Annotated in this window: 23 protein-coding genes; 14 read left to right on the forward strand and 9 right to left on the reverse strand. The window is 59.6% G+C overall.

Annotation, left to right across the window (positions count from 1 at the left end):
- The first annotated feature begins 154 nt into the window (after positions 1–154).
- The 7 genes from IG194_RS09365 (at position 155) to IG194_RS09395 (ending at position 3418) form a co-directional block, all read left to right on the forward strand.
- On the forward strand, positions 155–445 hold the full coding sequence (locus tag IG194_RS09365; protein WP_001247892.1) for a nucleotidyltransferase family protein: 291 nt from the start codon (positions 155–157) through the stop codon (positions 443–445).
- A complete protein-coding gene (locus IG194_RS09370; RefSeq protein ID WP_003100872.1) occupies positions 442–828 on the forward strand; it encodes a DUF86 domain-containing protein in 387 nt (128 codons plus the stop codon). Before IG194_RS09365 ends, IG194_RS09370 begins: the two co-directional genes overlap by 4 nt.
- A 236-nt stretch (positions 829–1064) precedes the next feature.
- Positions 1065–1421, forward strand: a complete 357-nt coding sequence (locus IG194_RS09375) for a cupin domain-containing protein (protein WP_003465043.1) — start codon at positions 1065–1067, stop codon at positions 1419–1421.
- 254 nt (positions 1422–1675) lie between these two features.
- Entirely contained in the window at positions 1676–2002 is a 327-nt protein-coding gene (locus tag IG194_RS09380) for a hypothetical protein (RefSeq protein WP_003100858.1), read from the forward strand.
- Positions 1999–2499, forward strand: coding sequence for a hypothetical protein (locus IG194_RS09385; RefSeq protein WP_003100856.1), 501 nt, complete (start codon positions 1999–2001; stop codon positions 2497–2499). Before IG194_RS09380 ends, IG194_RS09385 begins: the two co-directional genes overlap by 4 nt.
- Entirely contained in the window at positions 2496–2867 is a 372-nt protein-coding gene (locus tag IG194_RS09390) for a hypothetical protein (RefSeq protein ID WP_003100853.1), read from the forward strand. The genes IG194_RS09385 and IG194_RS09390 overlap by 4 nt, the downstream gene beginning before the upstream one ends.
- Positions 2861–3418: a recombinase family protein gene (locus IG194_RS09395; protein ID WP_003100847.1), complete on the forward strand. Its 558-nt coding sequence runs from the start codon at positions 2861–2863 to the stop codon at positions 3416–3418. Before IG194_RS09390 ends, IG194_RS09395 begins: the two co-directional genes overlap by 7 nt.
- A 393-nt stretch (positions 3419–3811) precedes the next feature.
- Here the strand turns inward: IG194_RS09395 and IG194_RS09400 are convergent, their stop codons facing one another.
- The 5 genes from IG194_RS09400 to cadR all read right to left on the reverse strand — a co-directional run bounded on the left by IG194_RS09400 (position 3812) and on the right by cadR (position 7186).
- Positions 3812–5350, reverse strand: a complete 1539-nt coding sequence (locus IG194_RS09400) for an IS66-like element ISSal1 family transposase (RefSeq protein ID WP_023911545.1) — start codon at positions 5348–5350, stop codon at positions 3812–3814.
- A 61-nt stretch (positions 5351–5411) separates the two neighbouring features.
- Entirely contained in the window at positions 5412–5747 is a 336-nt protein-coding gene (gene tnpB, locus IG194_RS09405; protein ID WP_003156940.1) for an IS66 family insertion sequence element accessory protein TnpB, read from the reverse strand.
- A complete protein-coding gene (tnpA, locus tag IG194_RS09410) occupies positions 5744–6079 on the reverse strand; it encodes an IS66-like element accessory protein TnpA (protein ID WP_023911066.1) in 336 nt (111 codons plus the stop codon). Before tnpA ends, tnpB begins: the two co-directional genes overlap by 4 nt.
- A 60-nt stretch (positions 6080–6139) precedes the next feature.
- Entirely contained in the window at positions 6140–6637 is a 498-nt protein-coding gene (locus IG194_RS09415) for a hypothetical protein (RefSeq protein WP_176707156.1), read from the reverse strand.
- Between the two features lie 102 nt (positions 6638–6739).
- On the reverse strand, positions 6740–7186 hold the full coding sequence (gene cadR / locus IG194_RS09420) for a Cd(II)/Pb(II)-responsive transcriptional regulator (RefSeq protein WP_082996253.1): 447 nt from the start codon (positions 7184–7186) through the stop codon (positions 6740–6742).
- Between the two features lie 75 nt (positions 7187–7261).
- Here cadR and IG194_RS09425 point away from each other — a divergent pair, with 75 nt between their 5' ends.
- The 5 genes from IG194_RS09425 (at position 7262) to IG194_RS09445 (ending at position 16599) form a co-directional block, all read left to right on the forward strand.
- Entirely contained in the window at positions 7262–9673 is a 2412-nt protein-coding gene (locus IG194_RS09425; protein WP_412535748.1) for a heavy metal translocating P-type ATPase, read from the forward strand.
- A 722-nt stretch (positions 9674–10395) separates the two neighbouring features.
- Positions 10396–11640, forward strand: a complete 1245-nt coding sequence (locus IG194_RS09430) for a TolC family protein (protein WP_058487531.1) — start codon at positions 10396–10398, stop codon at positions 11638–11640.
- Positions 11637–13112, forward strand: a complete 1476-nt coding sequence (locus tag IG194_RS09435; protein WP_058487532.1) for an efflux RND transporter periplasmic adaptor subunit — start codon at positions 11637–11639, stop codon at positions 13110–13112. The genes IG194_RS09430 and IG194_RS09435 overlap by 4 nt, the downstream gene beginning before the upstream one ends.
- Complete coding sequence (locus tag IG194_RS09440) at positions 13109–16261, forward strand: efflux RND transporter permease subunit (protein ID WP_058487533.1); 3153 nt, start codon at positions 13109–13111, stop codon at positions 16259–16261. Before IG194_RS09435 ends, IG194_RS09440 begins: the two co-directional genes overlap by 4 nt.
- Positions 16258–16599, forward strand: a complete 342-nt coding sequence (locus tag IG194_RS09445; RefSeq protein ID WP_058487534.1) for a copper-binding protein — start codon at positions 16258–16260, stop codon at positions 16597–16599. The genes IG194_RS09440 and IG194_RS09445 overlap by 4 nt, the downstream gene beginning before the upstream one ends.
- A gap of 79 nt (positions 16600–16678) precedes the next feature.
- Here IG194_RS09445 and IG194_RS09450 read toward each other — a convergent pair whose 3' ends face one another.
- Positions 16679–17836, reverse strand: coding sequence for an IS30 family transposase (locus IG194_RS09450; protein WP_058487535.1), 1158 nt, complete (start codon positions 17834–17836; stop codon positions 16679–16681).
- 98 nt (positions 17837–17934) lie between these two features.
- Positions 17935–18087: a hypothetical protein gene (locus IG194_RS09455; protein WP_160329392.1), complete on the reverse strand. Its 153-nt coding sequence runs from the start codon at positions 18085–18087 to the stop codon at positions 17935–17937.
- A 148-nt stretch (positions 18088–18235) separates the two neighbouring features.
- Between IG194_RS09455 and IG194_RS09460 the strand changes: the two genes are divergently transcribed.
- Positions 18236–19006: a nuclease-related domain-containing protein gene (locus IG194_RS09460; protein WP_058487536.1), complete on the forward strand. Its 771-nt coding sequence runs from the start codon at positions 18236–18238 to the stop codon at positions 19004–19006.
- A 123-nt stretch (positions 19007–19129) separates the two neighbouring features.
- On the opposite strand, the gene IG194_RS09465 is transcribed toward IG194_RS09460, so the two are convergent.
- Positions 19130–20239, reverse strand: a complete 1110-nt coding sequence (locus tag IG194_RS09465) for a type IV toxin-antitoxin system AbiEi family antitoxin (protein WP_082996255.1) — start codon at positions 20237–20239, stop codon at positions 19130–19132.
- Between the two features lie 417 nt (positions 20240–20656).
- Positions 20657–20947, reverse strand: a complete 291-nt coding sequence (locus tag IG194_RS09470) for a helix-turn-helix domain-containing protein (RefSeq protein ID WP_058487537.1) — start codon at positions 20945–20947, stop codon at positions 20657–20659.
- A 93-nt stretch (positions 20948–21040) separates the two neighbouring features.
- Here IG194_RS09470 and IG194_RS09475 point away from each other — a divergent pair, with 93 nt between their 5' ends.
- Positions 21041–21478 carry a hypothetical protein gene (locus IG194_RS09475; protein WP_058487538.1) on the forward strand — a complete coding sequence of 146 codons (438 nt, stop codon included), beginning with the start codon at positions 21041–21043 and terminating at the stop codon, positions 21476–21478.
- Positions 21479–21593: the final 115 nt, after the last annotated feature.

Below are 21593 nucleotides of genomic sequence, written 5' to 3' on the forward strand. Positions count from 1 at the left end.
TTTCCTTCTTCTTGAAAACGTAGGTTTGTGACAAGCCCGCCAAGGCAACCGGCGCGGCACGGGAATCAAGGCATTGCGATTCTCGAAAATAGTTCTTGAAATTCTATTCTTGATTGCATATCATCTCAACGAGTTTCGATAAGAAAGGATGCCCATGCGACCGTCTGTTGTGCTTGACATGAAGCGAAGCGCAGTGCGTGAAGCGGTAGGCCGCTTTCGCGCCGCGAACCCGCGCGTCTTCGGCTCGGTGCTGCATGGCACCGACCGGGATGGCAGCGACCTCGACCTGTTGGTCGATGCGCTGCCCGGTGCCACGTTGTTGGACTTGGGCGATTTGGAAGAAGAACTGAAATCGCTGCTCGGCGTTGACGTCGATCTGCTGACTCCCGGCGACCTGCCGCCGAAGTTCCGGGCCAAGGTGCTCGCGGAGGCGCAACCGATATGAGCGAGAACCGCCTGCCCGATTACCTCGACCACATTCAGCAGGCCGCAACCGATGCGCGCAGCTTCGTGGAAGGGATGGCCAAGGACGACTTCTTGGCCGACAAGCGCACCCAGCAGGCCGTCATCATGAGCCTGATCGTCATCGGCGAGGCGGCCACAAAGGTGATGGATGGCTACGTCGAGTTCACCCAGGCGCATGCCGACGTGCCGTGGCGCAGCATGCGCAATATGCGTAATCGCATGGCTCACGGCTATTTCGACATCAACCTCGATGTGGTGTGGGAGACGGTACAGGAATGGCTGCCGGCGTTGCTCCAGCAATTGCCCGCCGTGCGTCAGGATGCCGACGATGAAGACCGTAACGACAAAGGCATGGAGCCATGACCAATCAAGCCGCCGATGTTCGGCCCCTCTGGCGTGTTCGATCCCGCGACCTATGAGCCGCGCTCGGGCAAGACCTTCTGGATGGCCGCAACGGACGTGAGTTCGCTGGTGGGCAAGGAGGCAGCAGCCGACACGCTCATCGGCAACTGCACGACCGCACGACCAGCCTCCCGTTCAAATTCGAGTTAGAACTCATCTCCAGCCTGTCTGGGGGCACTGTGAAAGAGGGATCTCCGATGACTGTTGAATCGAGAATATTTTCTGTAGCCGAGTATGTTCAGCCGTCCGAAGGCGAGCCTATTCGTTCCGTTGTGCTTGAAACCCGAGACTCAATTATCGTGGTTTGGCATGTCCATCCCGGGCAGGAAATTGCGGCTCACATTCATCCTCACGGCCAAGACACGTGGACTGTTTTGTCGGGAATGGCTGATTACTTTCAGGGCAATGGGATTGTTCGTGCCCTCAGGGAAGGTGAGATAGCCGTGGCAAGACCGGGCCAAGTGCACGGGGCGCGAAATACAGGTACCGAGCCATTTGTGTTCGTCTCGGTTGTGGCATCAGCCAATGCCGGTTTCGTATTGGCTGAGCGATAGAGCCCAATCTCTGGAGTTGGTCCAATGAGCGGTCGGGGAGATAGGTAACAGACATGCAGCGGACACGGCTGCTAAACCAGGTCGCAAACCTCCTTGCGTCGCAGCGTGCCGCAAGCGACGCGATCAATCGAATGGGGTCGGCATGAGACTGAACACCATCCAGTTCCCGACCGCGTAGCCGCCTGTCCTGCCGATCAGGTCTTGACCATCGACGCCTGGGATCAGTCCTGAATGTTCTTGGAGACCACTACGTTATGAGCCGCAGCCGCCGCAAAACACCCATCGTCGGGCACACGACCTGCGGCAGCGAGCGCGAGGACAAGAAGCTCTGGCATCAGCGCTGGCGCACCCGTGAGCGCACGGCGCTGACCAGCGCGTCGCCCGAAGCCCTGAGCGCCCATCTGCCCCTGCTGGAAAACCAGGCCAGCAGCGTCTGGTCGATGGGCAAGGATGGCCGCTCCTACTGGCCCGTCAAGCGCCAGGCCGCCACGGCGGATCGCATCGCCAATCACAAGGGACGCAACCCGCAAGAACGCGCCTCCCTGAAAAAGCGCCTGCTGCGCAAGTGGATGAGCAAATGAAGCTCTCCTTCCATCAGCACATTGCGCTGTTCTGGATGATCGGTGCTCCGGGCGTCTTCGCGCCCGTGATCGAGAACGCCAAGCGGCCCGATGCCGGCGCCGTCATGGCGTGGGGTGTCGCGATCGTGGCGGTGATGATCCTCTTCACCCCTTTGCTGCTGCGCTGTCCACCATTCCGGCGCTGGTATGGCCGGACGGATGCGCTGTCGGAGCGGCAGCGCCAGGCGCTTGCCGAGCGCGGCCTGCGCCGCTACTACCAGACCGCTTTCGATGACGGCTACGTGCCCCGCGTGATGCCCTACGTGTGGCGCATCATCTGGACGGTCGGCGGGTTGATGGCTGTGACCGCCGTACTGCCTACCAACACCGGACGGCCAGCCTTCGATGCCTTGGTGGTCTTCTCGACCTGGTATCCGATAGGCGTGATGCTGCTGGTTTTCGCGTCGAGGCCCCTTGGCCGGTTGATTCGCCAAAGAGCACAGGAGCGGCGGAAATGAGCACGTCAACCATCGAGGCGCTGGCCAGCGCCTGGGCAAGGATTGCCGAGGAAGCGGAATTCCCCGCTGACTACGAGGGGACTGCCACACCACAAGCGCATCGGGCTAGCGAAGCTATTCAGGAGCAGATTCGGGAGCGCATCGTCGCCACCAACGACATGCGGCTGTTCAGCCTGCTGCACCTGCTGGGTCAGGCGTCGCTGCGCATGGAGCAAGCGCTGTGGCCGGAGGATTACGAGCGGATGACGCGCGAGGTTGAGGAAGCCCTGCGGCAAGCCACCGACGCCAACGCCAGATCGTACACCCACGAAGAAGTGATGCAGGCGATGCAGGAACGCATCGACCGGGCGCGAGACAAGCCATGTTGATTGGCTATGCGCGCGTCTCGACGCAGGATCAGAACCTGGAGCTGCAACGCGAAGCCTTGAGCAAGGCCGGATGTAAAAAGGTCTTCGAGGACAAGGTGAGTGGCACGCGGGCAGACCGGCCTGGCTTGGCCAAGACGCTCGAAATGCTGCGCGAAGGCGATACTTTGGTCGTCTGGAAGCTCGACCGGCTGGGCCGGTCGGTCAAGCAACTGGTCGATCTGGTCGGCGATCTGCACAAGCACGGTGTCCAGTTCAGGAGCCTCACCGACTCCATCGACACCGGCACACCATCCGGGCGGTTCTTCTTCCACGTCATGGCGAGCCTTGCCGAAATGGAGCGCGAGCTGACCGTCGAGCGCACCCGCGCCGGGCTGGAAGTCGCCAAGCAGCTCGGCCGCAAAGGCGGCCGCAAGCCGAAGATGACCGACAGCAAGATCGAGTCGGCCAAGAAGCTGCTGGCCAGCGGGGTGCCGCCCAAGGACGTGGCCAAGAACCTCGGCGTGTCCATTCCGACGCTGTACCGCTGGGTGCCAGCCTCCACGCACGCTTAGCGTGCTTTATTTTCCGTTTTCTGAGACGACCCCTAAGTAGCGCTTGCCTCAGGAGATCGCTGCTCCTACTGGCGATGCTGATCGGCAAGTTAGCTATATTCAACCCGGCACGGTTACATACCCATGTAGCGTTGGTGCTGCATCATCTGCTCCATCATCCTCTGCTGCATCCCCATGTACTGATCCATCATGTACTGGCGCTCTCTCATTTGATCCGGAGTGAGGTTCGAGTAACGTAAGCGTCTAGCTAACTCACCTTGCGTATCTGTATCACAGGCTGCACGGGTAGCTGTATCACACGCTGAACGCTTACCGTGTATCACATCGTGAACGCCCAAAAAATCAGTGCGAGACTATTACGGGTAGGCTGTTTGGGGTGATACACCGCTGTGGTTACATGCCTGCTTCAGGCTGTATCCACTGATGCGGCAGCAGTTGACTGATTTCGCTTGCCCGCTGCGTTGGTAGCCGCATGAGCACGTCCTTCAGGTAGGCGTACGGATCGTGACCGTTGAGGCGTGCTGACTGGATCAGGCTCATGATCGCAGCCGCCCGTTTGCCGCTGCGTAGTGAACCGGCAAACAGCCAGTTCGAGCGCCCCAATGCCCAAGGCCGAATCTGGTTCTCGACCTGATTGTTGTCGATGGGCACGGCTCCATCTTCCAGATAGCGCGTCAGCGCTAGCCAGCGTTTTAGGCTGTAATCCAGGGCTTTTGCCGTGGCTGATCCATTGGGCACCCGATCACGCTGGGCCAGCATCCAGTCATGCAGCGCATCGAGGATCGGTGAAGACTTTTCCTGGCGTATTCGCCAGCGTTCTTCATCGCTCATGTGCCGTGCTTGCCGCTCGATTTCATACAGCCCGGCAATGGAGTGCAGCGCCTGTTCGGCTAACTGGCTTTTGTTCGCTGAGTGCAGATCGAAAAATTTGCGGCGGGCGTGGGCCATGCAGCCAATTTCGGTGATGCCCTGCTCGAAGCTGGCCTTGTAGCCGGCGAAGTCGTCGCAGACCAGTTTGCCATTCCACTGACCCATAAAATTGCGCGCATGCTCACCTGCACGGCTTGGGCTGAAGTCATAGACCACGGCCTTCAGGTCGGCGAAGGGTGTGGTGCAGTATGCCCAGACGTAAGCCCGGTGGGTTTTCTTCTCGCCAGGGGCCAGCATTTGCACGGGGGTTTCGTCGGCATGGATCACGCCTTGCGCCAGTACCGCCTCGCGCAGGGCATCGACCAATGGTTGGAGCTGTACGCCGGTTTGTCCGACCCACTGCGCCAATGTCGAACGCGCGATAGCCAGACCCGCACGGCCAAAGATCTTCTCTTGCCGGTACAGCGGCAGATGATCGGCGTATTTGGCCACCATGACATGAGCCAGCAAGCCGGCAGTCGGGATGCCCTTGTCGATCACCTGGGCTGGTACCGGCGCCTGGATCAATGTTTCGCACTGGCGGCAGGCCCACTTGCCACGCACATGCTGTTCGACGGTGAACACGCCAGGCGTGTAATCCAGCTTTTCGCTGATGTCTTCGCCGATGCGTTGCAGCGGGCAGCCGCAGGCGCATTGAGTGTTCTGCGGCTCGTGACGGATCACAGTACGCGGAAACTGGGCTGGCAGCGGCGCGCGCTTGGGCTGTTGGCGGGGTTCAGCCGGAGCCGCCGGAGGATTGAGGGTTTTCAGTTCCGCCTCGATGGCGGCGATGTCCGTGTCGAGCAAATCATCCAGCAGGCTGCCCTGTTCAGGGCTTAGTTGCTCGCTACGCTTGGCGAACTTGTGGCGCTTGAACCAGGCGATTTCGTGGGTGAGCTGCTCGATGATGGTTTGATCACGGTGGATCTTTTTGCCCATCGCATCGACCTGCGTGAGCAACTGGGCGGCCAGTGCGCGCAGTTGCTCAGGTGTTAGTTGGTCGAGATTGGGCAAGGAAGTCATGCCGCTGATTGTGCCAGAGCAGGCGATCCGCGCAGATAAAGCGATAGGCTAATGGCCGGCGCTACAGCATTGTGATCGCACCGGCTGCACCAACCCGCTGCCAGGGTAAACCGAGCACCAAAGCCTGAAGCTGCTCGGTGTCGAGTTCAACTTCCAAGCCGCGGTGGATGCCTGGCCAGTGAAACTTGCCTTGGTTCAATCGCCGCGCGGCCAGCCAGATCCCTACACCGTCATGCACCAACACTTTCATGCGGTTGGCGCGGCGGTTGGCGAACAGATAAGCACAGTGCGGCTTCGCCGCACCGAATACCGCCACTACACGGGCCAATGCGGTTTCGGTGCCGGCGCGCATGTCCATCGGCTCGGTGGCCAGCCAGATGCGATCGATGCGAATCATGCGAGCAGCCCGCGCAGCAAGCGTGTACAGCCTTCGCCGTCCTGCACCGGCCAGTGCACCGACAGACTGCCGGCGTGGTAGGGGATTTCGATTCGTATCGTCAGCTCTTCAGAGCTGGCCTGCTCTGAAGGCAGGATGCCGAGCGGCACCGGGATAAAGCGTGCAGATACGACCGGTAGCGGCTCGCGCTGCTTACGAATCCATTTATGCACCAGGTTGGCATTGAGCCCGTGGCTGAGCGCCACGCCGGCGACGGAAGCACCGGACTGGGCGCACTCTTCGATGACCTGGGCCTTGAAAGCCTTGGGGAATGTACGGCGCTGTCGAGACACGAAACCCTCCAGAAAGTGGCTTGAAATGGTGTCCACCAAAAATAGGTGCACACCATGCCGCTATCTGGAAGAAGCGGGGAGATGGGTTCGGCGGACGGTTACCGAGTAACGCCCTTGCATCTGGCTCCATCCGTTCATGTGGCTATTTCCCATCATTTCGCTATGCATCATGTGATGCCCCATCATCCCTTTATTTCCCCAGCAGCCCATCATGCCGTCACCCCACATTTGGCTCATCATGCCCATGCTGCTCTGAATCATCGCTTGATGCTCTTGTAGCAACCTCTGGCGCTCTTGAGGATCCTTGGTCTTCTGAATTTGACTCATTTGCTGCTGCATCTTATTCAGGCGATCCTGCGCCTGAGCCATCTGCATATCGAACTGTTGGATGTCTACAGCTGGCTGTTCAATTTGAGAAGGAGCGACCTGTCCACTTTCTTGGGCAGAGAACGCAAGAGCAGAAAAAAGCGAGGTGGTGGCTACGAGAGCTTTAAGAATTCGCGTCGTCATGGCTAAGCTCCACTGGAGTGGATTGCGCAACTCGACTAGCTTGCGCAAGGAGGTTTCCTCTAGAAACCTACATCAGCCCCAGGCGTACGGATTGATATTCGTCAACGTATCCAGCTACGGAGCCTCAGCTGGAATTCTTCACTAGGTGAATCAATCATCACAGCTATGTGCAGGGGCCAGTGCTGCCTCCTCGGCGAGGTGCTGTCCGCTGTTACTTAGATGCTGAAGTATCCGGCAGTCCGCAGCTTCACGACCTTTTGCACAGCTTTTCCTTAAATCTGTCAGCTGTTTGTTGAGGGCCTGAAGGGCTGCAATTCTGGTAGCCACAAGCTCGATGTGCTCATCGATCAGTTCATTCACCCCGTTACAATCATTCTCCGGGTTATCTCGGTAGCTCAGTAATTGCCTCACCTCTTCGACTGTCATGTCGAGAGTTCGGCAGTTGCGGATAAACGCTAAGCGCTCGGCATGAGTGGGGGTATAGATGCGATAGTTTCCGCCGGTCCGCTCTGGCGGTGGCAACAACCCCGCGCTCTCATAGTATCGAATGGTCACAACCTGGCAATTTGCCCACTTCGCCAATTCGCCGATTTTCATTGCCGTCTCCAAACACAGGCTTGACTCTATAGTGACTATAGGGTGCTCACTAGGCAATGGCAGAGGAGACACCGTATGGCTAATTGTTGTTCTGACACCCCTAAGGATGGCTCCTGTAGCGGCACACCGCCGCCAAGTTGCTGCGACACGGCTTGCTTAGCGCCTTCGTTACCAGCAGCTCAGTTGAGCATGTTTCGCATTGAGCAGATGGACTGCCCCACTGAGGAGGCGCTCATCCGCAGCAAGCTCGAGAAGCTCCCACAGGTGCAGGACTTGCAGTTCAATCTCCTGAACCGCACTCTCAGCGTTCGCCATACACCTCTGGCCAATCAGGTCCTCGTCGAGGTCATCGCCTCCGTGGGCATGCGAGCGGAACCTCTCGCGACCACCGTAAGCACTCGGGTTTTAATCGCCCAAATGGACTGCCCTACCGAGCAGCAGTTGATCACCAACAAACTGTCTGGGATGCCGGGCATCGCCGCGATGCAGTTCAACCTGCTGCAACGCACCCTCACGATTAACCATGATCCGGACACGCTTGCACGGGCCCTGAGTGCAATTCGAGAGCTCGGCTTCACTCCCCAATTGGAAACAGAGGCAAAAGCATCGGCCGAAGCACCCTCGCCGGGAAAAAGTCATTGGTGGCGCCTGGGGCTGTCAGGAGTGGCGGCAGTCTCGTCAGAGATTCTCCATTTCTCCAATTTGGTACCCGAATGGGTGGTAGCGGTCATCTCCGCTGCAGCCATACTGCTTTGCGGGCTGGCGATCTATAAGAAAGGCTGGATAGCACTCAAGAATCGCAATCTCAACATCAACGCCCTGATGAGCATCGCCGTTACGGGCGCAGTTCTGATCGGCCAATGGCCCGAAGCGGCCATGGTCATGTTCCTGTTTGCAGTCGCCGAGTTAATCGAAGCCAAGTCCTTGGATCGCGCGCGAAACGCCATTCGTGGCCTGATGGACCTTGCGCCCGAGACAGCAACCATCCAGCAAGTCGATGGGCACTGGGTAGAAACGGAAGTGACCGGTATTGCAATTGGAAGTGTGGTCCGGGCGCGTCCCGGCGAGCGCATCAGCTTGGACGGCGAAGTACTAAGAGGGAACTCGACGATCAACCAGGCTCCTATTACTGGTGAGAGCCTGCCCGTGGAGAAGACCGTGGGTGATCCAGTGTTCGCTGGCACCATCAACCAAGCCGGGGAGCTGGAATATCGGGTAACGGCAGAAGCGAACCACTCCACTCTGGCACGAATTATCCATGCGGTCGAAGAAGCGCAAGGGGCTCGCGCACCAACACAACGTTTCGTTGATCAGTTCTCTCGCGTCTACACGCCAGCAGTATTCGTCTTCTCCCTGACTGTAGCGATCATGCCGCCGTTACTGATGGGCGCCGAGTGGTTCGAGTGGATCTATCGGGCCTTAGTACTCCTGGTTGTGGCCTGTCCCTGTGCGCTGGTGATTTCGACTCCTGTCACCATCGTCAGCGGCCTGGCTGCTGCTGCCCGTAAAGGCATTCTGATCAAGGGTGGCGTGTACCTGGAAGTCGGTCGCAAAATCACCTACTTGGCATTGGACAAAACTGGAACCATCACTCACGGAAAACCTGTCCAAACCGATTTTATGCCTCTAGCTGACGGAGCACCTAGAAACTATCGCGCCGTCGCGGCCAGCCTTGCGGATCGCTCAGATCATCCCGTATCACAGGCCATCGCTATGCAAGCGGCCGAACAGTTCGTGCCATTATTGAATGTAGAGGGTTTCGAAGCACTGCTCGGTCGCGGCGTCCGCGGCACGATTGATGGGCATCGTTACCACTTAGGCAATCATCGATTGTTGAATGAGCTAAGTCTCAGTTCGACGGCAATCGAGGCCGCGCTTGACTACTTGGAGCGACAAGGAAAAACGGTAGTCATTCTGTCCGATGAAACCCAGGCACTGGCGTTGTTCGCAGTAGCAGATACGGTCAAGGAGACCAGCCGTACGGCAATCGACAAGCTCCACGACCTGGGGGTAAAGACGTTGATGCTGACGGGTGATAACCCGCATACCGCAGAGACCATTGCTGCTCAGGTTGGCATCGACGAGGCAAAAGGCAGCCTGCTGCCGAACGATAAGCTCAACGCAATAGAAGCCCTCATCAAACGTCGGCACACCGTCGGGATGGTTGGGGACGGCATCAATGACGCTCCTGCGCTGGCTTGTGCCAATGTTGGCTTCGCCATGGGCGCTGCTGGCACGGATACTGCGATCGAGACCGCCGATGTCGCGATTATGGATGATGACCTGCGTAAGATACCGGCCTTCATTCAGCTCTCACGCCAGACCGCCGCTGTGCTCACGCAAAACATCGGGCTCGCCCTAGGCATCAAAGCAATTTTTCTGGTGGTCACGCTGACAGGCCAGGCCACTATGTGGATGGCCGTATTCGCTGACATGGGGGTAAGCCTGATAGTTGTCCTGAACGGCCTGCGCCTATTGCGCAAATGAGCACGGAACTTACGGTGTTCTGCACGCCGTTTTCGACGAAATCTATTTGAACGCCTGATTGGCCTTGGGGGCGCGAAATCCCCAGGCCCTATCTTCGGCCAGAGCGGCACAAATCCTCACCCAGTAGAGGCCACTGCTGCACACCCACAGCTGCCAGCACACCATGATTAAAGGCAATCAATCTTAACCAATGGATGTATTTCGCGGACGGAGCAGTCTAGCTACAAATCGACACGCATCTTTGTTCTTGTTGCCGCGGCAAATGAGTGCACATACACTGAAAGAACTATGCTTCGTCACCTCCGATTTCTTACCGCCTTGTTTCTCATTTTCTCGCTTCCCCTAACGGGGATGGCAGGATTCGAAGCACCGGCAGAACCTTGTCCGATGCAAAGCCAGGGCATGAGCCAAATGGCGGGTATGGACCAGGATTGCTGCCAGGACTCGGGTAAGATGACCGAGCATGGCAAGAAGACCTGCAAGACCGGGCAGGAATGCAAGACCAGTAGCTTGCTCCAGGTCAGCGTCCTGAAGTCTCCACACCACCCTGTAGCCCCCCAGACCCCGTCCGTCTATAACGACCTCGTCCTGAGCCAGACTCCCGCCGATCTCTGGCGACCTCCCTGCGCCTGATTCCTCTTCCGACCTGAACCCTACCCGCGGCCCTGAAGGCTGCCGGGTGGCTTGCGCTCACGCGCTGGTTTTCTAGAGGAATCCTCATCGTGACTCACGTCCGACTCCACCCCGGCTGGCTGCTGCTCGCACTGCTGCCCGGGCTGTCGGCGCAGGCGTCGTCCCTGTCACTGGACGACGCCCTGTTGCTGGCTGAACGTAACGCCCCTTCATTACTCGCACAGAGCGAGAAAGTCTCCGCGGCCAAAAGTGCCGCCATTCCCGCCGGAGAGCTGCCAGACCCCAAGCTCAACCTGGGTTTGCAGAACGTCCCCATTGAGGGGGATGAGCGCTGGAGTACTCAGCGCGACAACATGTCCATGCAGGTTGTCGGCCTGATGCAGGAGATGCCCAACAGCGACAAGCGCAAAGCGCGCATAGATACCGCGCAGGCCGCCGTCGAACGCGCTGATGCTGAAGCGGGCGTAGAGCGGCTGAAAGTCCGCAGCGCCTCGGCCCAGGCCTGGATCGCGGCCTATACGCTGCAACGCAAGCTGGCGATGTTCGACGACTTCTACCGCGAGAATCGCCTCCTGGACACCACCGTCCGCGCACGTCTGGCCGGGGGGAGCGCAAGCACAGTTGATGCGGTAGCCCCACGTCAGGAGGTAGCCCTACTCGACGAGCAAAAAGACGATCTGCTGCGCCAATCCGCCCAAGCGCGGGCGGCGCTGAAGCGGTGGATCGGCCAGGACGCGCCGCAAGACCTGAGTGGTGACTTTCCGCATTGGTCCATCGACGCCTCCCACTCGTTGCAACACCTGCATCAGCACCCGGAGCTCGCCGCCTACGAGCCAATGACCCGAGAAGCTGAAGCCCTGGTGCGCGAGGCCGTAGCGGAGAAGAAGCCGGATTGGAGCTGGGAGGTTGACTATCAGCGGCGAGGTCGCGAATTCGGCGATATGATGACGCTACAGGTGAGCTTTGACCTGCCGCTGTTCGCCGGTACCCGCCAAGATCCGAAGATCGCCGCGCGGCGCGCCCAGGTCCGGCAGCTGGAGGCCGAGCGCGAGGCGCTGGCCCGCGAGCACGAGCAGGAACTGGAGGACGACCTGGCCGAATATCGGCGCCTGCAACGGGCGGTCGAGCGCAGCAGCGCAACCCTCGTGCCGCTGGCCGAGGAGAAGGTTCGCCTGGCCACCGCCGGCTACCGAGCAGGCAAGACCGATCTCGACGAGGTAGTTAGTGCTCGCCAGCAACTGGTCGAGGCCAGGCTCAAACAGATCGACCTGCAAGGCTCCCTTGCACAGGTCGCCGCGCGTCTCTACTTCACCTATGAGGAGGGACGCGAATGAACCGCTTCCCCTGGAACACGTCCGCGCTATTGATTCTCGCATTGGCCGTCGGCGGCGCTGGCGGCTACTGGCTTGCCCGGCAGGCTCAGGTGCAGGCACCGTTGGCCTCGGCCGCCACGGAGCGCAAGCCGCTGTACTGGTACGACCCGATGGTCCCGCAGCAGCACTTCGATGCGCCAGGCAAATCACCTTTCATGGACATGCAGTTGGTGCCCAAGTACGCCGATGCTGCCAATGCCGCCGATAGTGCTCCAGCGGTGCGCATCGAGCCAGGCATCCAGCAGAACCTCGGCGTGCGCCTGGCCAGCGTCACCCGCGGCACGCTTAATCGCACGCTGCAGGTCTCCGGCGTGCTCGCCTTCAATGATCGTGATGTGGCTGTGCTGCAGGCGCGTGCCGGCGGCTTCGTCGAGCGCACCTATTCACGTGCGCCGGGTGATGTGGTGGCCGCTGGGGCTCCGATGGTCGACGTCCTGGTGCCGGAGTGGGCTGCGGCGCAAGAAGAGTTCATTGCCTTGCGTCATGCAGGCGAGCCGGCACTAATAGCGGCGGCACGACAACGCTTGCTGCTGGCAGGCATGCCGAGCGGACTTGTGCAGCAGATCGAGCGCAGCGGCAAGGTTCAGCCTGTGATCACGCTGAGCGCCCCGATTGCTGGGGTGATCCGTGAGCTCGATGTGCGCCCCGGCATGTCGCTGGTGGCCGGCGCGCCCTTGGCAAGGATCAATGGGCTGGGACATGTCTGGCTGGAGGCCGCCGTGCCGGAGGTGCAAGCGGCGGGCCTACAGGTCGGCCAGCCCGTCGCAGCCCGCCTGCCAGCCTTACCCGATCGCCCGGTGAGCGGCACCCTGGCCAGCATTCTGCCGGAGAACGATCAGCAGAGCCGCACCCTGCGACTGCGCATCGAACTACCCAATCCGGACGGGCAACTACGCCCCGGAATGACTGCCCAAGTCAGTCTGGACCTGACCGGCCAGCGCGGTGTGTTGCAGATCCCCAGTGAGGCGGTGGTCCGCACGGGCAAGCGCAACCTGGTGATGTTGGCGGAAGAGCAAGGGCGGTTTCGCCCTGTAGAGGTGCGTCTCGGCCAGGAAAACGATGGGCTGGTAGCCGTGCTGCAAGGTCTGGACGAAGGCCAGCGAGTGGTCGCCTCAGGGCAGTTCCTCATCGATTCGGAAGCCAGCCTGAAAGGTATCGAGGCGCGCACGGTGGATGAATCAAAGGCGCAGATGACGATGCCCTCTGTGCATGAAGCGGATGGCCGCATCGTGGACATCACCGCACAGGGCATGACCATCAGCCATGGTCCATTCAATACGCTGGGCATGCCCGGAATGACCATGACCTTTGCCCTTGCTCGTCCTGAACTGGCAGCCGGCCTGAAACCTGGCGATCGCATCCGCTTCGGCGTCAGCCAGAGAGATGCAGGGCTGGTAATCGAACAGCTGCGCAAGCAGGAGCAACAGCCATGATCGCGAAGCTCATACGCTGGTCGGTGGCCAATCGTTTCCTGGTACTGCTGGCCACCCTGTTCATTGTCGCTTGGGGCGTCTGGTCGCTGCGCAGCACGCCTGTCGATGCATTGCCGGACCTCTCCGACGTGCAGGTGATCATCCGCACCAGCTACCCGGGGCAGGCGCCGCAGATCGTAGAGAATCAGGTCACCTACCCGCTGGCCACCACTATGCTGTCGGTGCCCGGCGCCAAGACTGTGCGCGGGTTTTCCTCCTTCGGCGACAGCTTCGTCTACGTGCTGTTCGAGGACGGCACGGACCTCTACTGGGCGCGATCACGGGTGCTGGAATACCTGAACCAGGTGCAGTCGCGCCTGCCGCCGACTGCGAAGACGGTGCTCGGCCCGGATGCCACCGGTGTAGGCTGGATCTACCAGTACGCCCTGGTCGACCGCACGGGCCGGCATGACCTAGCCCAATTGCGAGCCCTGCAGGACTGGTTCCTCAAGTTCGAGCTCAAGACGGTGCCGGATGTCGCCGAGGTTGCCACGGTCGGCGGCATGGTTCGGCAGTACCAGGTGCTGCTCGACCCGGTGCGTCTTGCCAGCCTCGGCATTACTCAAAGCCAGGTAATCGAGGCCATCGGCAAGGCAAACCAGGAGACCGGCGGTGGCGTGCTTGAGCTCGGCGAGGCGGAGTTCATGGTTCGGGCCTCGGGCTACCTGAAGACCCTGGCGGACTTCCGCGCGATCCCCCTGCGCCTGGCCGCCAACGGCAGCCCGGTGACCCTGGGCGACGTTGCCAGCATCCAGCTCGGCCCGGAAATGCGTCGCGGTATCGGCGAACTGGACGGCGAAGGCGAGGCGGTCGGCGGGGTGATCGTCCTGCGCAGCGGCAAGAACGCCCGCGAAGCCATCACGCGGGTGAAGGACAGGCTGGAGGAGCTGAAGAAGAGCCTGCCCGAGGGCGTGGAGATCGTCACCACCTATGACCGCAGCCAACTGATCGACCGCGCGGTGAGCAACCTCGGCCACAAGCTGATCGAGGAATTCCTCGTGGTGGCGCTGGTGTGCGCGGCCTTCCTCTGGCATCTGCGCTCGTCGCTGGTGGCCATAGTCTCGCTGCCGGTGGGCGTGCTCATCGCGCTCATTGTCATGCGCCACCAGGGGATCAACGCCAACATCATGTCCCTCGGTGGCATCGCCATCGCCATTGGCGCAATGGTGGATGCAGCGGTGGTGATGATCGAAAACGCGCACAAAAGGGTCGAGGCCTGGCAGGAGAAACACCCCGGTACGCCGTTGGTGGGCGAACAGCACTGGAAAGTGATGACCGAGGCGGCGGCAGAGGTCGGCCCGGCGCTGTTCTTCAGCCTGCTGATCATCACCCTGTCGTTCATTCCGGTGTTCACCCTGCAGGCGCAGGAAGGCCGCCTGTTCGGCCCGCTGGCGTTCACCAAGACCTACGCTATGGCCGGGGCTGCCGGGCTTTCCGTGACCCTGGTGCCGGTGCTGATGGGCTACTGGATTCGCGGTCGCTTGCCCTCGGAACAGCGCAACCCGCTCAACCGTTGGCTGATCCGCCTTTACCAGCCTGCACTGGACGCGGTACTGCGCCATCCCCGGACGACACTCGCAGCCGCGGCAATAGTCTTCCTCACCGGTCTGTGGCCGCTGTCCCACCTGGGCGGCGAGTTCCTGCCGCCGCTGGATGAGGGCGACCTGCTGTACATGCCCTCCGCGCTGCCCGGCCTGTCTGCGCAGAAGGCCTCGGAGCTGTTGCAGAGCACCGACCGGTTGATCAAAAGCGTGCCGGAGGTTGCCAGCGTATTCGGCAAGGCCGGGCGCGCCGAGTCCGCCACCGACCCGGCGCCGCTGGAGATGTTCGAGACCACCATCCGCTTCAAGCCGAAGGACGAGTGGAGACCGGGCATGACCAGCGAAAAGCTGGTGGAGGAACTGGACCGTGTGGTGAAGGTGCCGGGCCTGACCAACATCTGGATTCCGCCGATCCGCAACCGCATCGACATGCTTGCCACCGGCATCAAGAGCCCCATCGGGGTGAAGGTTGCCGGCACCGACCTCGCCGAGATAGATCGCGCTGCCCAGGCGGTGGAGCGGGTGGCCAAGGGCATTCCGGGCGTAAGCTCGGCGCTGGCCGAACGCCTAACCGGCGGGCGCTACATCGACGTCGACATCGACCGCCAGGCGGCAGCCCGCTTCGGCATGAACATCGCCGACGTGCAGGCCATCGTCAGCAGCGCCATCGGGGGCGAGAACGTCGGCGAAACGGTGGAAGGCCTCGCGCGCTACCCGATCAACGTGCGCTACCCGCGCGAGTGGCGCGACTCGGTCGATGCGCTGCAGCAGTTACCGATCTACACCGCCCAAGGCGGCCAGATCACGCTCGGAAGCGTGGCGCAGGTGCGCATTAGCGAAGGTCCACCGATGCTCAAGAGCGAGAACGCTCGTCTTTCCGGTTGGGTTTACGTCGACGTGCGCGGTCGCGACCTAGCGTCGGTGGTGGCAGACCTGCGCCAAGCAGTAGAGCGCAACGTGAAGCTCGCCCCAGGTATGAGCCTGAGCTACTCCGGCCAGTTCGAATATCTGGAGCGCGCCGACGCCCGGCTCAAGCTGGTAGTGCCGGCGACCCTGGCGATCATCTTCGTGCTGCTCTACCTGACCTTCGGCCGCTTGGACGAGGCTCTGCTGATCATGGCCACGCTACCTTTCGCCCTCACCGGCGGCGTATGGCTGCTCTACCTGATGGACTTCAACCTGTCGGTCGCCACTGGGGTCGGCTTCATCGCCCTAGCCGGGGTCGCGGCAGAGTTCGGGGTGATCATGCTGGTCTACCTGAAGAACGCCTGGGCCGAATGCCCGGATGCCAGCGGTCCGGATGCACTCCTGGCGGCCATCCGCGAGGGCGCGGTGCAACGTGTACGTCCCAAGGCCATGACTGTCGCCGTGATAGTTGCCGGGCTGCTGCCGATCCTCTGGAGCAGCGGTACAGGCAGCGAAGTTATGAGTCGCATTGCCGTACCTATGGTCGGCGGCATGATCACCGCCCCTCTGCTTTCGCTTTTCGTCATCCCTGCTGCTTACTGGCTGATGCGTCGTCGTCAGTCCAGTGAGGCCGCACATTCTCACAAAGGAGTTACCGCATGAACACCCCACTCATTACCGCTGGCGCACTGATGCTCGCCCTGTCTTTTTCCGCCATCGCCGAGGATATGCCTGGCATGAAGATGGATGGAATGAAAATGGACAGCAGCCAGGCGGCTGCACCTGCCAGCGCGGAAGGCACTATCAAGGCCATCGACGGCGAGCGGCACTCCGTTACCCTCGCTCATGGCCCAGTCGCTTCATTGCAGTGGCCGCCGATGACGATGGGTTTCAAAGCGACCGAGGAGCAACTGAAAGGGCTGCAGGTCGGCGATACGGTGGATTTCGAGTTCCTCTATGAAGGCGGAGCATCGAAAATTGTGAGTATTCGGAAGAAGTAACTCTGAAATTAGGCCCAGTCGAGCAGGTATGCCGGCTGGGCTGTCCTCAAGGGCCAAACGTCAGCTATGGGTTGTGGATTCAACCGATCGACGCAACAGCCTGGTTAAAACACTCGGCAGGGGTCGAGTACCCCAGGGTCTTTCTGGGTCGCTCGTTCAACCGCCGAGCGACCTTGTCCAGCGCGTCCTGCGAGTACAGCGAGAGATCAGTTCCCTTCGGAAAGTACTGCCGTAGCAGGCCGTTGGTGTTCTCGTTCGTCCCGCGCTGCCAAGGGTTCTGTGGGTCACAAAAGTAGACCTGGATATCCGTCGCCAGAGTGAATCGCTTGTGAGCAGCCATCTCCTTGCCTCGATCCCAGGTCAGGGATTGGTAGAGCTCCTGAGGCAATCGCTGAACATTCTCGATCAGTGCATTCACCACTGTCTCGGTGTCCTTTCCATTCACTTTCACCAGCATCACATAGCGGCTGTGGCGCTCAACCAGCGTGACGATCTGACTGTTTTTGCTGCCGCACAACAAATCGCCTTCCCAGTGTCCTGGTACTGCACGATCTTCAACGATGGCCGGCCGCTCGCTGATGGAAGTCGTATCGCTGATACGGCCATGGTTACCGGTTTTCTGGGTGTGATGACGTGACCGGCGCATAGCACGACTACGGCGCAGATACTCCAGTAATTCTTTCCTCAATGCGCCACGGGCCTGGATGAAGAGGCTGCGGTAGATGGTCTCGTGCGACACCTGGTAGGCCACGTCCGGGTAAGTACGCTTCAACCACCCAGCGATCTGCTCGGGCGACCACTGGATCTGAAGCTTCTCCGCAACAAGCTGCGCCAACTTTGGGGACTGGACAAGCTTGCAAAGCTTTGGGCGACGAGCCCTGTCCCATGCCGCCTGATCAGCCTGGTTGGCGCGGTAGCTTCGGCAACCACCGTTACGATTGATCTCGCGGCTGATGGTGGATGGGGCTCGCTCCAGACACATCGCGATATGCCGAATCGACTGGCCAACGGCAAGTGCTCTCGAAATCTCCTCGCGCTCAACCAGTGTTAGCGCCAATCTGGAACGTCGTCGGGCGATTGGGCGGATGCCCCCTGTCTCCGCAAGAATCCCTTGGATCGAGGAGTGGTTCCGATCGAACAGCTGCGCAATCTGCTGGAGCGAGTCACCTGCCTTCCAGCGATCCCACATCAAGGCCTTCTGGCTTTCGGTGTAGTAGATCCGAGGTCTTTGCTTCATCTGCAACACTCCTCCTTTACACAGGGTTCAGTGTGTTGCGTTCACCGGTTGAATCCACAGTCGAAAGCCGTCCTGGATGAGGGCTGCTTCGGGGCGGATTATGGGCTTGCCTGCATCACGCGCTTCGCGATCGTCTCGAGAATCGCGGCGACGGTGGCGGGTGGCATCTGCGTGATATTGCTGTTCAGGTAGCTGGGCAGATCGTTGATGTGGACGTAGATGCCCTTGGACTCGAGCTCGTTGAGGACCATTCGGCCATCGGGCTGGAAGCTGAGGATGAAGCGAGCTGCTGCGGGTTGTTCCTATATATAGAAGCTGCGGTATATAGAAGCTGCGGTCGAAGCCAACGAGGAGCTTGATGTAACATCGACAAGACTTACTCATCGGAAGAGTTGAGAAATGGACTTCACTCCTATCACTGCGCAGATCTGGAGTGTAACGGGCTGGCTGATCCCGTTCATGCTGGTGATCGGTCTGCTCAAATCGCCCTGGGCCAAGGGGCAGATCGGCGAATTGCTGGTCAGGCTCTTTGCTCACTGGCAGCTAGATCAGTCGACCTATCGCCGCCTGCATAACGTCACGCTGAATACTCCTGACGGCACCACCCAAATCGACCACGTCTTCCTCTCGCCTTACGGCATCTTCGTGCTGGAAACGAAGAACATGAGCGGCTGGATCTTCGGCACGGAAAAGCAGGCGCAGTGGACGCAGAAGATCTACAAGCGCACCTACAAATTCCAGAACCCGCTGCGCCAGAACTACAAGCATCTCAAGGCCCTGGAAGCCACCCTGCAGGTCGATGCCGTGCATCTGCATTCGGTTATCACCTTCGTAGGCGGCAGCACGTTCATGACGGAAGTGCCGGCCTGTGTCACCCTGGGCATTGGCTTCATCGACTACATCAAGTCATTCCAGAAGCCGGTCTTTAGCCAGGCCGAGGTCGACGCCATGCTAGAGCTTCTCCAAAGCGGCCGTCGTTCGCCCTCGCTCGCCACACACCGTGAGCACCTGCAAAACCTCAAACGCCGCAGCGACCCAACTGCCGAGCGGCTGTGCCCTAAGTGTGGAAGTGCATTGGTGATCCGCACGAGAAAGGCCGGCCCGAAAGCTGGCCAGCAATTCTGGGGTTGCTCGGGGTTCCCCCGGTGCCGGATTATTCAAGATCTCTAGTGGGTGATCGACCAAAAGCAGCCTATCGCCAGCATCAGCTCTAGCAGCCAATATCATTCCTTCAAGTAGAAACGCATGGCGGTGTCTACGAAATCGGGGGCGATTCAGACCTAAGTGTCTGAGTCACGCAAGATGACTCGAACAGATGCTTGCTGATGCTTTAGACCGCCGCCATTCCTGGGTCAGTTTTTCCCTAAGGTGGCTCGCCAGTTCCTTATTTCTTCCACGCCCATCGAGTAGATCGAGGTACTGGATGTATGGGCTGGCGAAGTAGGCTGGATACACAGGATGCAGCTCTCGAAACTGCAGACTTGTGCCGACACGCTCGATGATCGTGACGTTGCTGCCTTTCTGAGCAGGCTTCATATTCAGGGCAGCCCCCAGAGTGGCCGCATACCCAGGTGGAACGATGATTTCAGCTGAGTCCACGCTGGTGAGCAACGGAGCATAGATGTTTGCCGCCGCGGCTCCAGTAAAGGCCCACGGAAAGTCGACTCCGGACGCCCTTACCAGATCGGCAAGCCGATCGATCAACGTGCGAGGATGCTCGACGAAGACATACCCGCGATTTTTGCTTACGCCTCTCTGCTGCCAATGTGCAGCCCAGTCATCCAAGAGCAGAGCCGGCTGAATGAGTCTGCGCCGCTTGGCTCTACCTGCACCTTGGGTTTCGCACCACTCGCGGCGCTCTAGCTCCTGTAAAACAACCGAACTGGTGTAGGTGGAGGCCTGTGATTGCTCTGCGAGGCCTGCCCCTGCCACCCACTGAAAGGCGTTTTTGAGCAATCCATGCACTGCACCTTCACGGGCCTCCGTGAACAGATCAATTGAGCCTGGCCGCGGTGGCGACTTCGATGGACGCTCGACGTTGATGAGCATTTTATCCGTACGCAGAAATAGACTTCCGCTGCGTTCGAAGAAGGCATAGCCCTTGGCTTTGAGTGTCGACTTCGCTCCAGGGCTGAGATGCTCTGCTGCGACCAACTTGATGAGAGTTCCTGACTTTGCATTTCCCGAGCGCAGTGCCAGTCCATCGAGGTGCCAGATCATTCCATGGATATCCCGCGGATACGCGGTTCGAATGACCTTTATCGCCACAAATGCAGGTTCTCCGGCCCACCCGATCTTGAGCAGGCCATCGAGTCGCCCTGAGGGGATGATCGTGGATCTAGCGGCTACTTGGACGCCTCCATCGATAGCATCTGTCAGGGCCTGTCTGACCAGACCAATCATCTCTCGCTCGAAGCAAGATTGCTGGTGTTTATCCGAGGAGTACGCCATCTCAGATGTAGTCGTCCTGATTGATTAGTTAGCCAGAAGAGCGAGCTAATTCAACAGTTAGTTTAGCTATTTTTCATTGATTAGCTGTACAGCTAATCAATGAAAAATAGCTAAGAAACGTGAGAATAGGTTTGCTGGCTAACGATGTATCAGACGCCTCAGGCAGCCTTACTGTGGTACCGAGCATTGGCTCGCTACCGGGCTTTGCCCATGGCCTAATCGGAGCCCAGGGAGTGCTCCTCAATCGAGGGAGGTCTACCAATCCCCTGCCTGCTGGGGCGCTCATCTGCAAGCGGCTTCAGCATCGATCCTTGGTCATCGCGACGATGGTTAGGGCCACTCCGGCTACACGCGCTAAGGCCCGCAAAGTCAGATGTTGTCGACCTCTAAAGACTTAAGCTCGCGCACGATCCTTAGCCCCATCTCTTCCGCTCCCTCACCTTCCTCTATGCGTAGATAGGTTGCAGCAAGTAGGGTCAGGGGGTGGACGGAAAGGACTCCTGCCAATTGCTCTAGCTTCTCGATCGTAGGCGCCTTCATACCCCGTTCCAGGGTACTGAGGTAAGTCCGGCTACTGACTCCGGAGAAGTCCTCTTGGGTGAGTCCTTTCCGTTTCCGGATCTGCTTTAGCGCGAGGCCGAAGGCTGTATTCAGTTCCATTTTGCCGAATCCGCAAAAGGAACGATGAAGCCCGCATGAACACTATAGGGCTACAATCTATAGTGTTCATTTCAAGCTCATGAGGGCGTTGCAATGTTCACCACATACCGTTCTGACGACGTACATCTCCAGCCCAAAGCCTCACGCGCCTACCTCTGGCCTTATGTGGAGCAAGAATTCATTTGGCCCTGGTTCTACCTGCAGATAGTCCGCTGCGAGGGCAATGAGGCTTTCCGCGGCATCATGATGATCCACCATGCGGAAGACCTGAAAGCGATCATCGATGAACAATCCCCGCTTGCTTGGCTTGAGCAGGTCCAAGTGGTCACACCTCCTCATATCAACGGTCAATCTCGATGGCTCATGGAGCCCCTGGAAGCGATCCATGTCATCGACGACAAAACTGGTTCAGAGGATGTCCTCTATATCCTCAGCAATGGCAGCAGCTACTCGATACACCTGAAGCAGCAGCCGCAAGAATACGTCGTAGTCCAGACGCTTTTCTCGGCGAAGAGAGACTTGAGAAGCTGAACGCCAACTGGTGTCTGCATCGAGCCGGAAGCGGGCGGTCATGCTGGCGAAAAGTGGCAACGATGGGGGCATTAACCTGTGGGCGGTCTAATCTCCCTATCTCTGCCAAGGTGAG

Origin of the sequence: Pseudomonas sp. ADPe (assembly GCF_014843515.1) — a bacterium.
In the GTDB taxonomy this organism is placed as follows: Bacteria; Pseudomonadota; Gammaproteobacteria; order Pseudomonadales; family Pseudomonadaceae; genus Pseudomonas; species Pseudomonas citronellolis.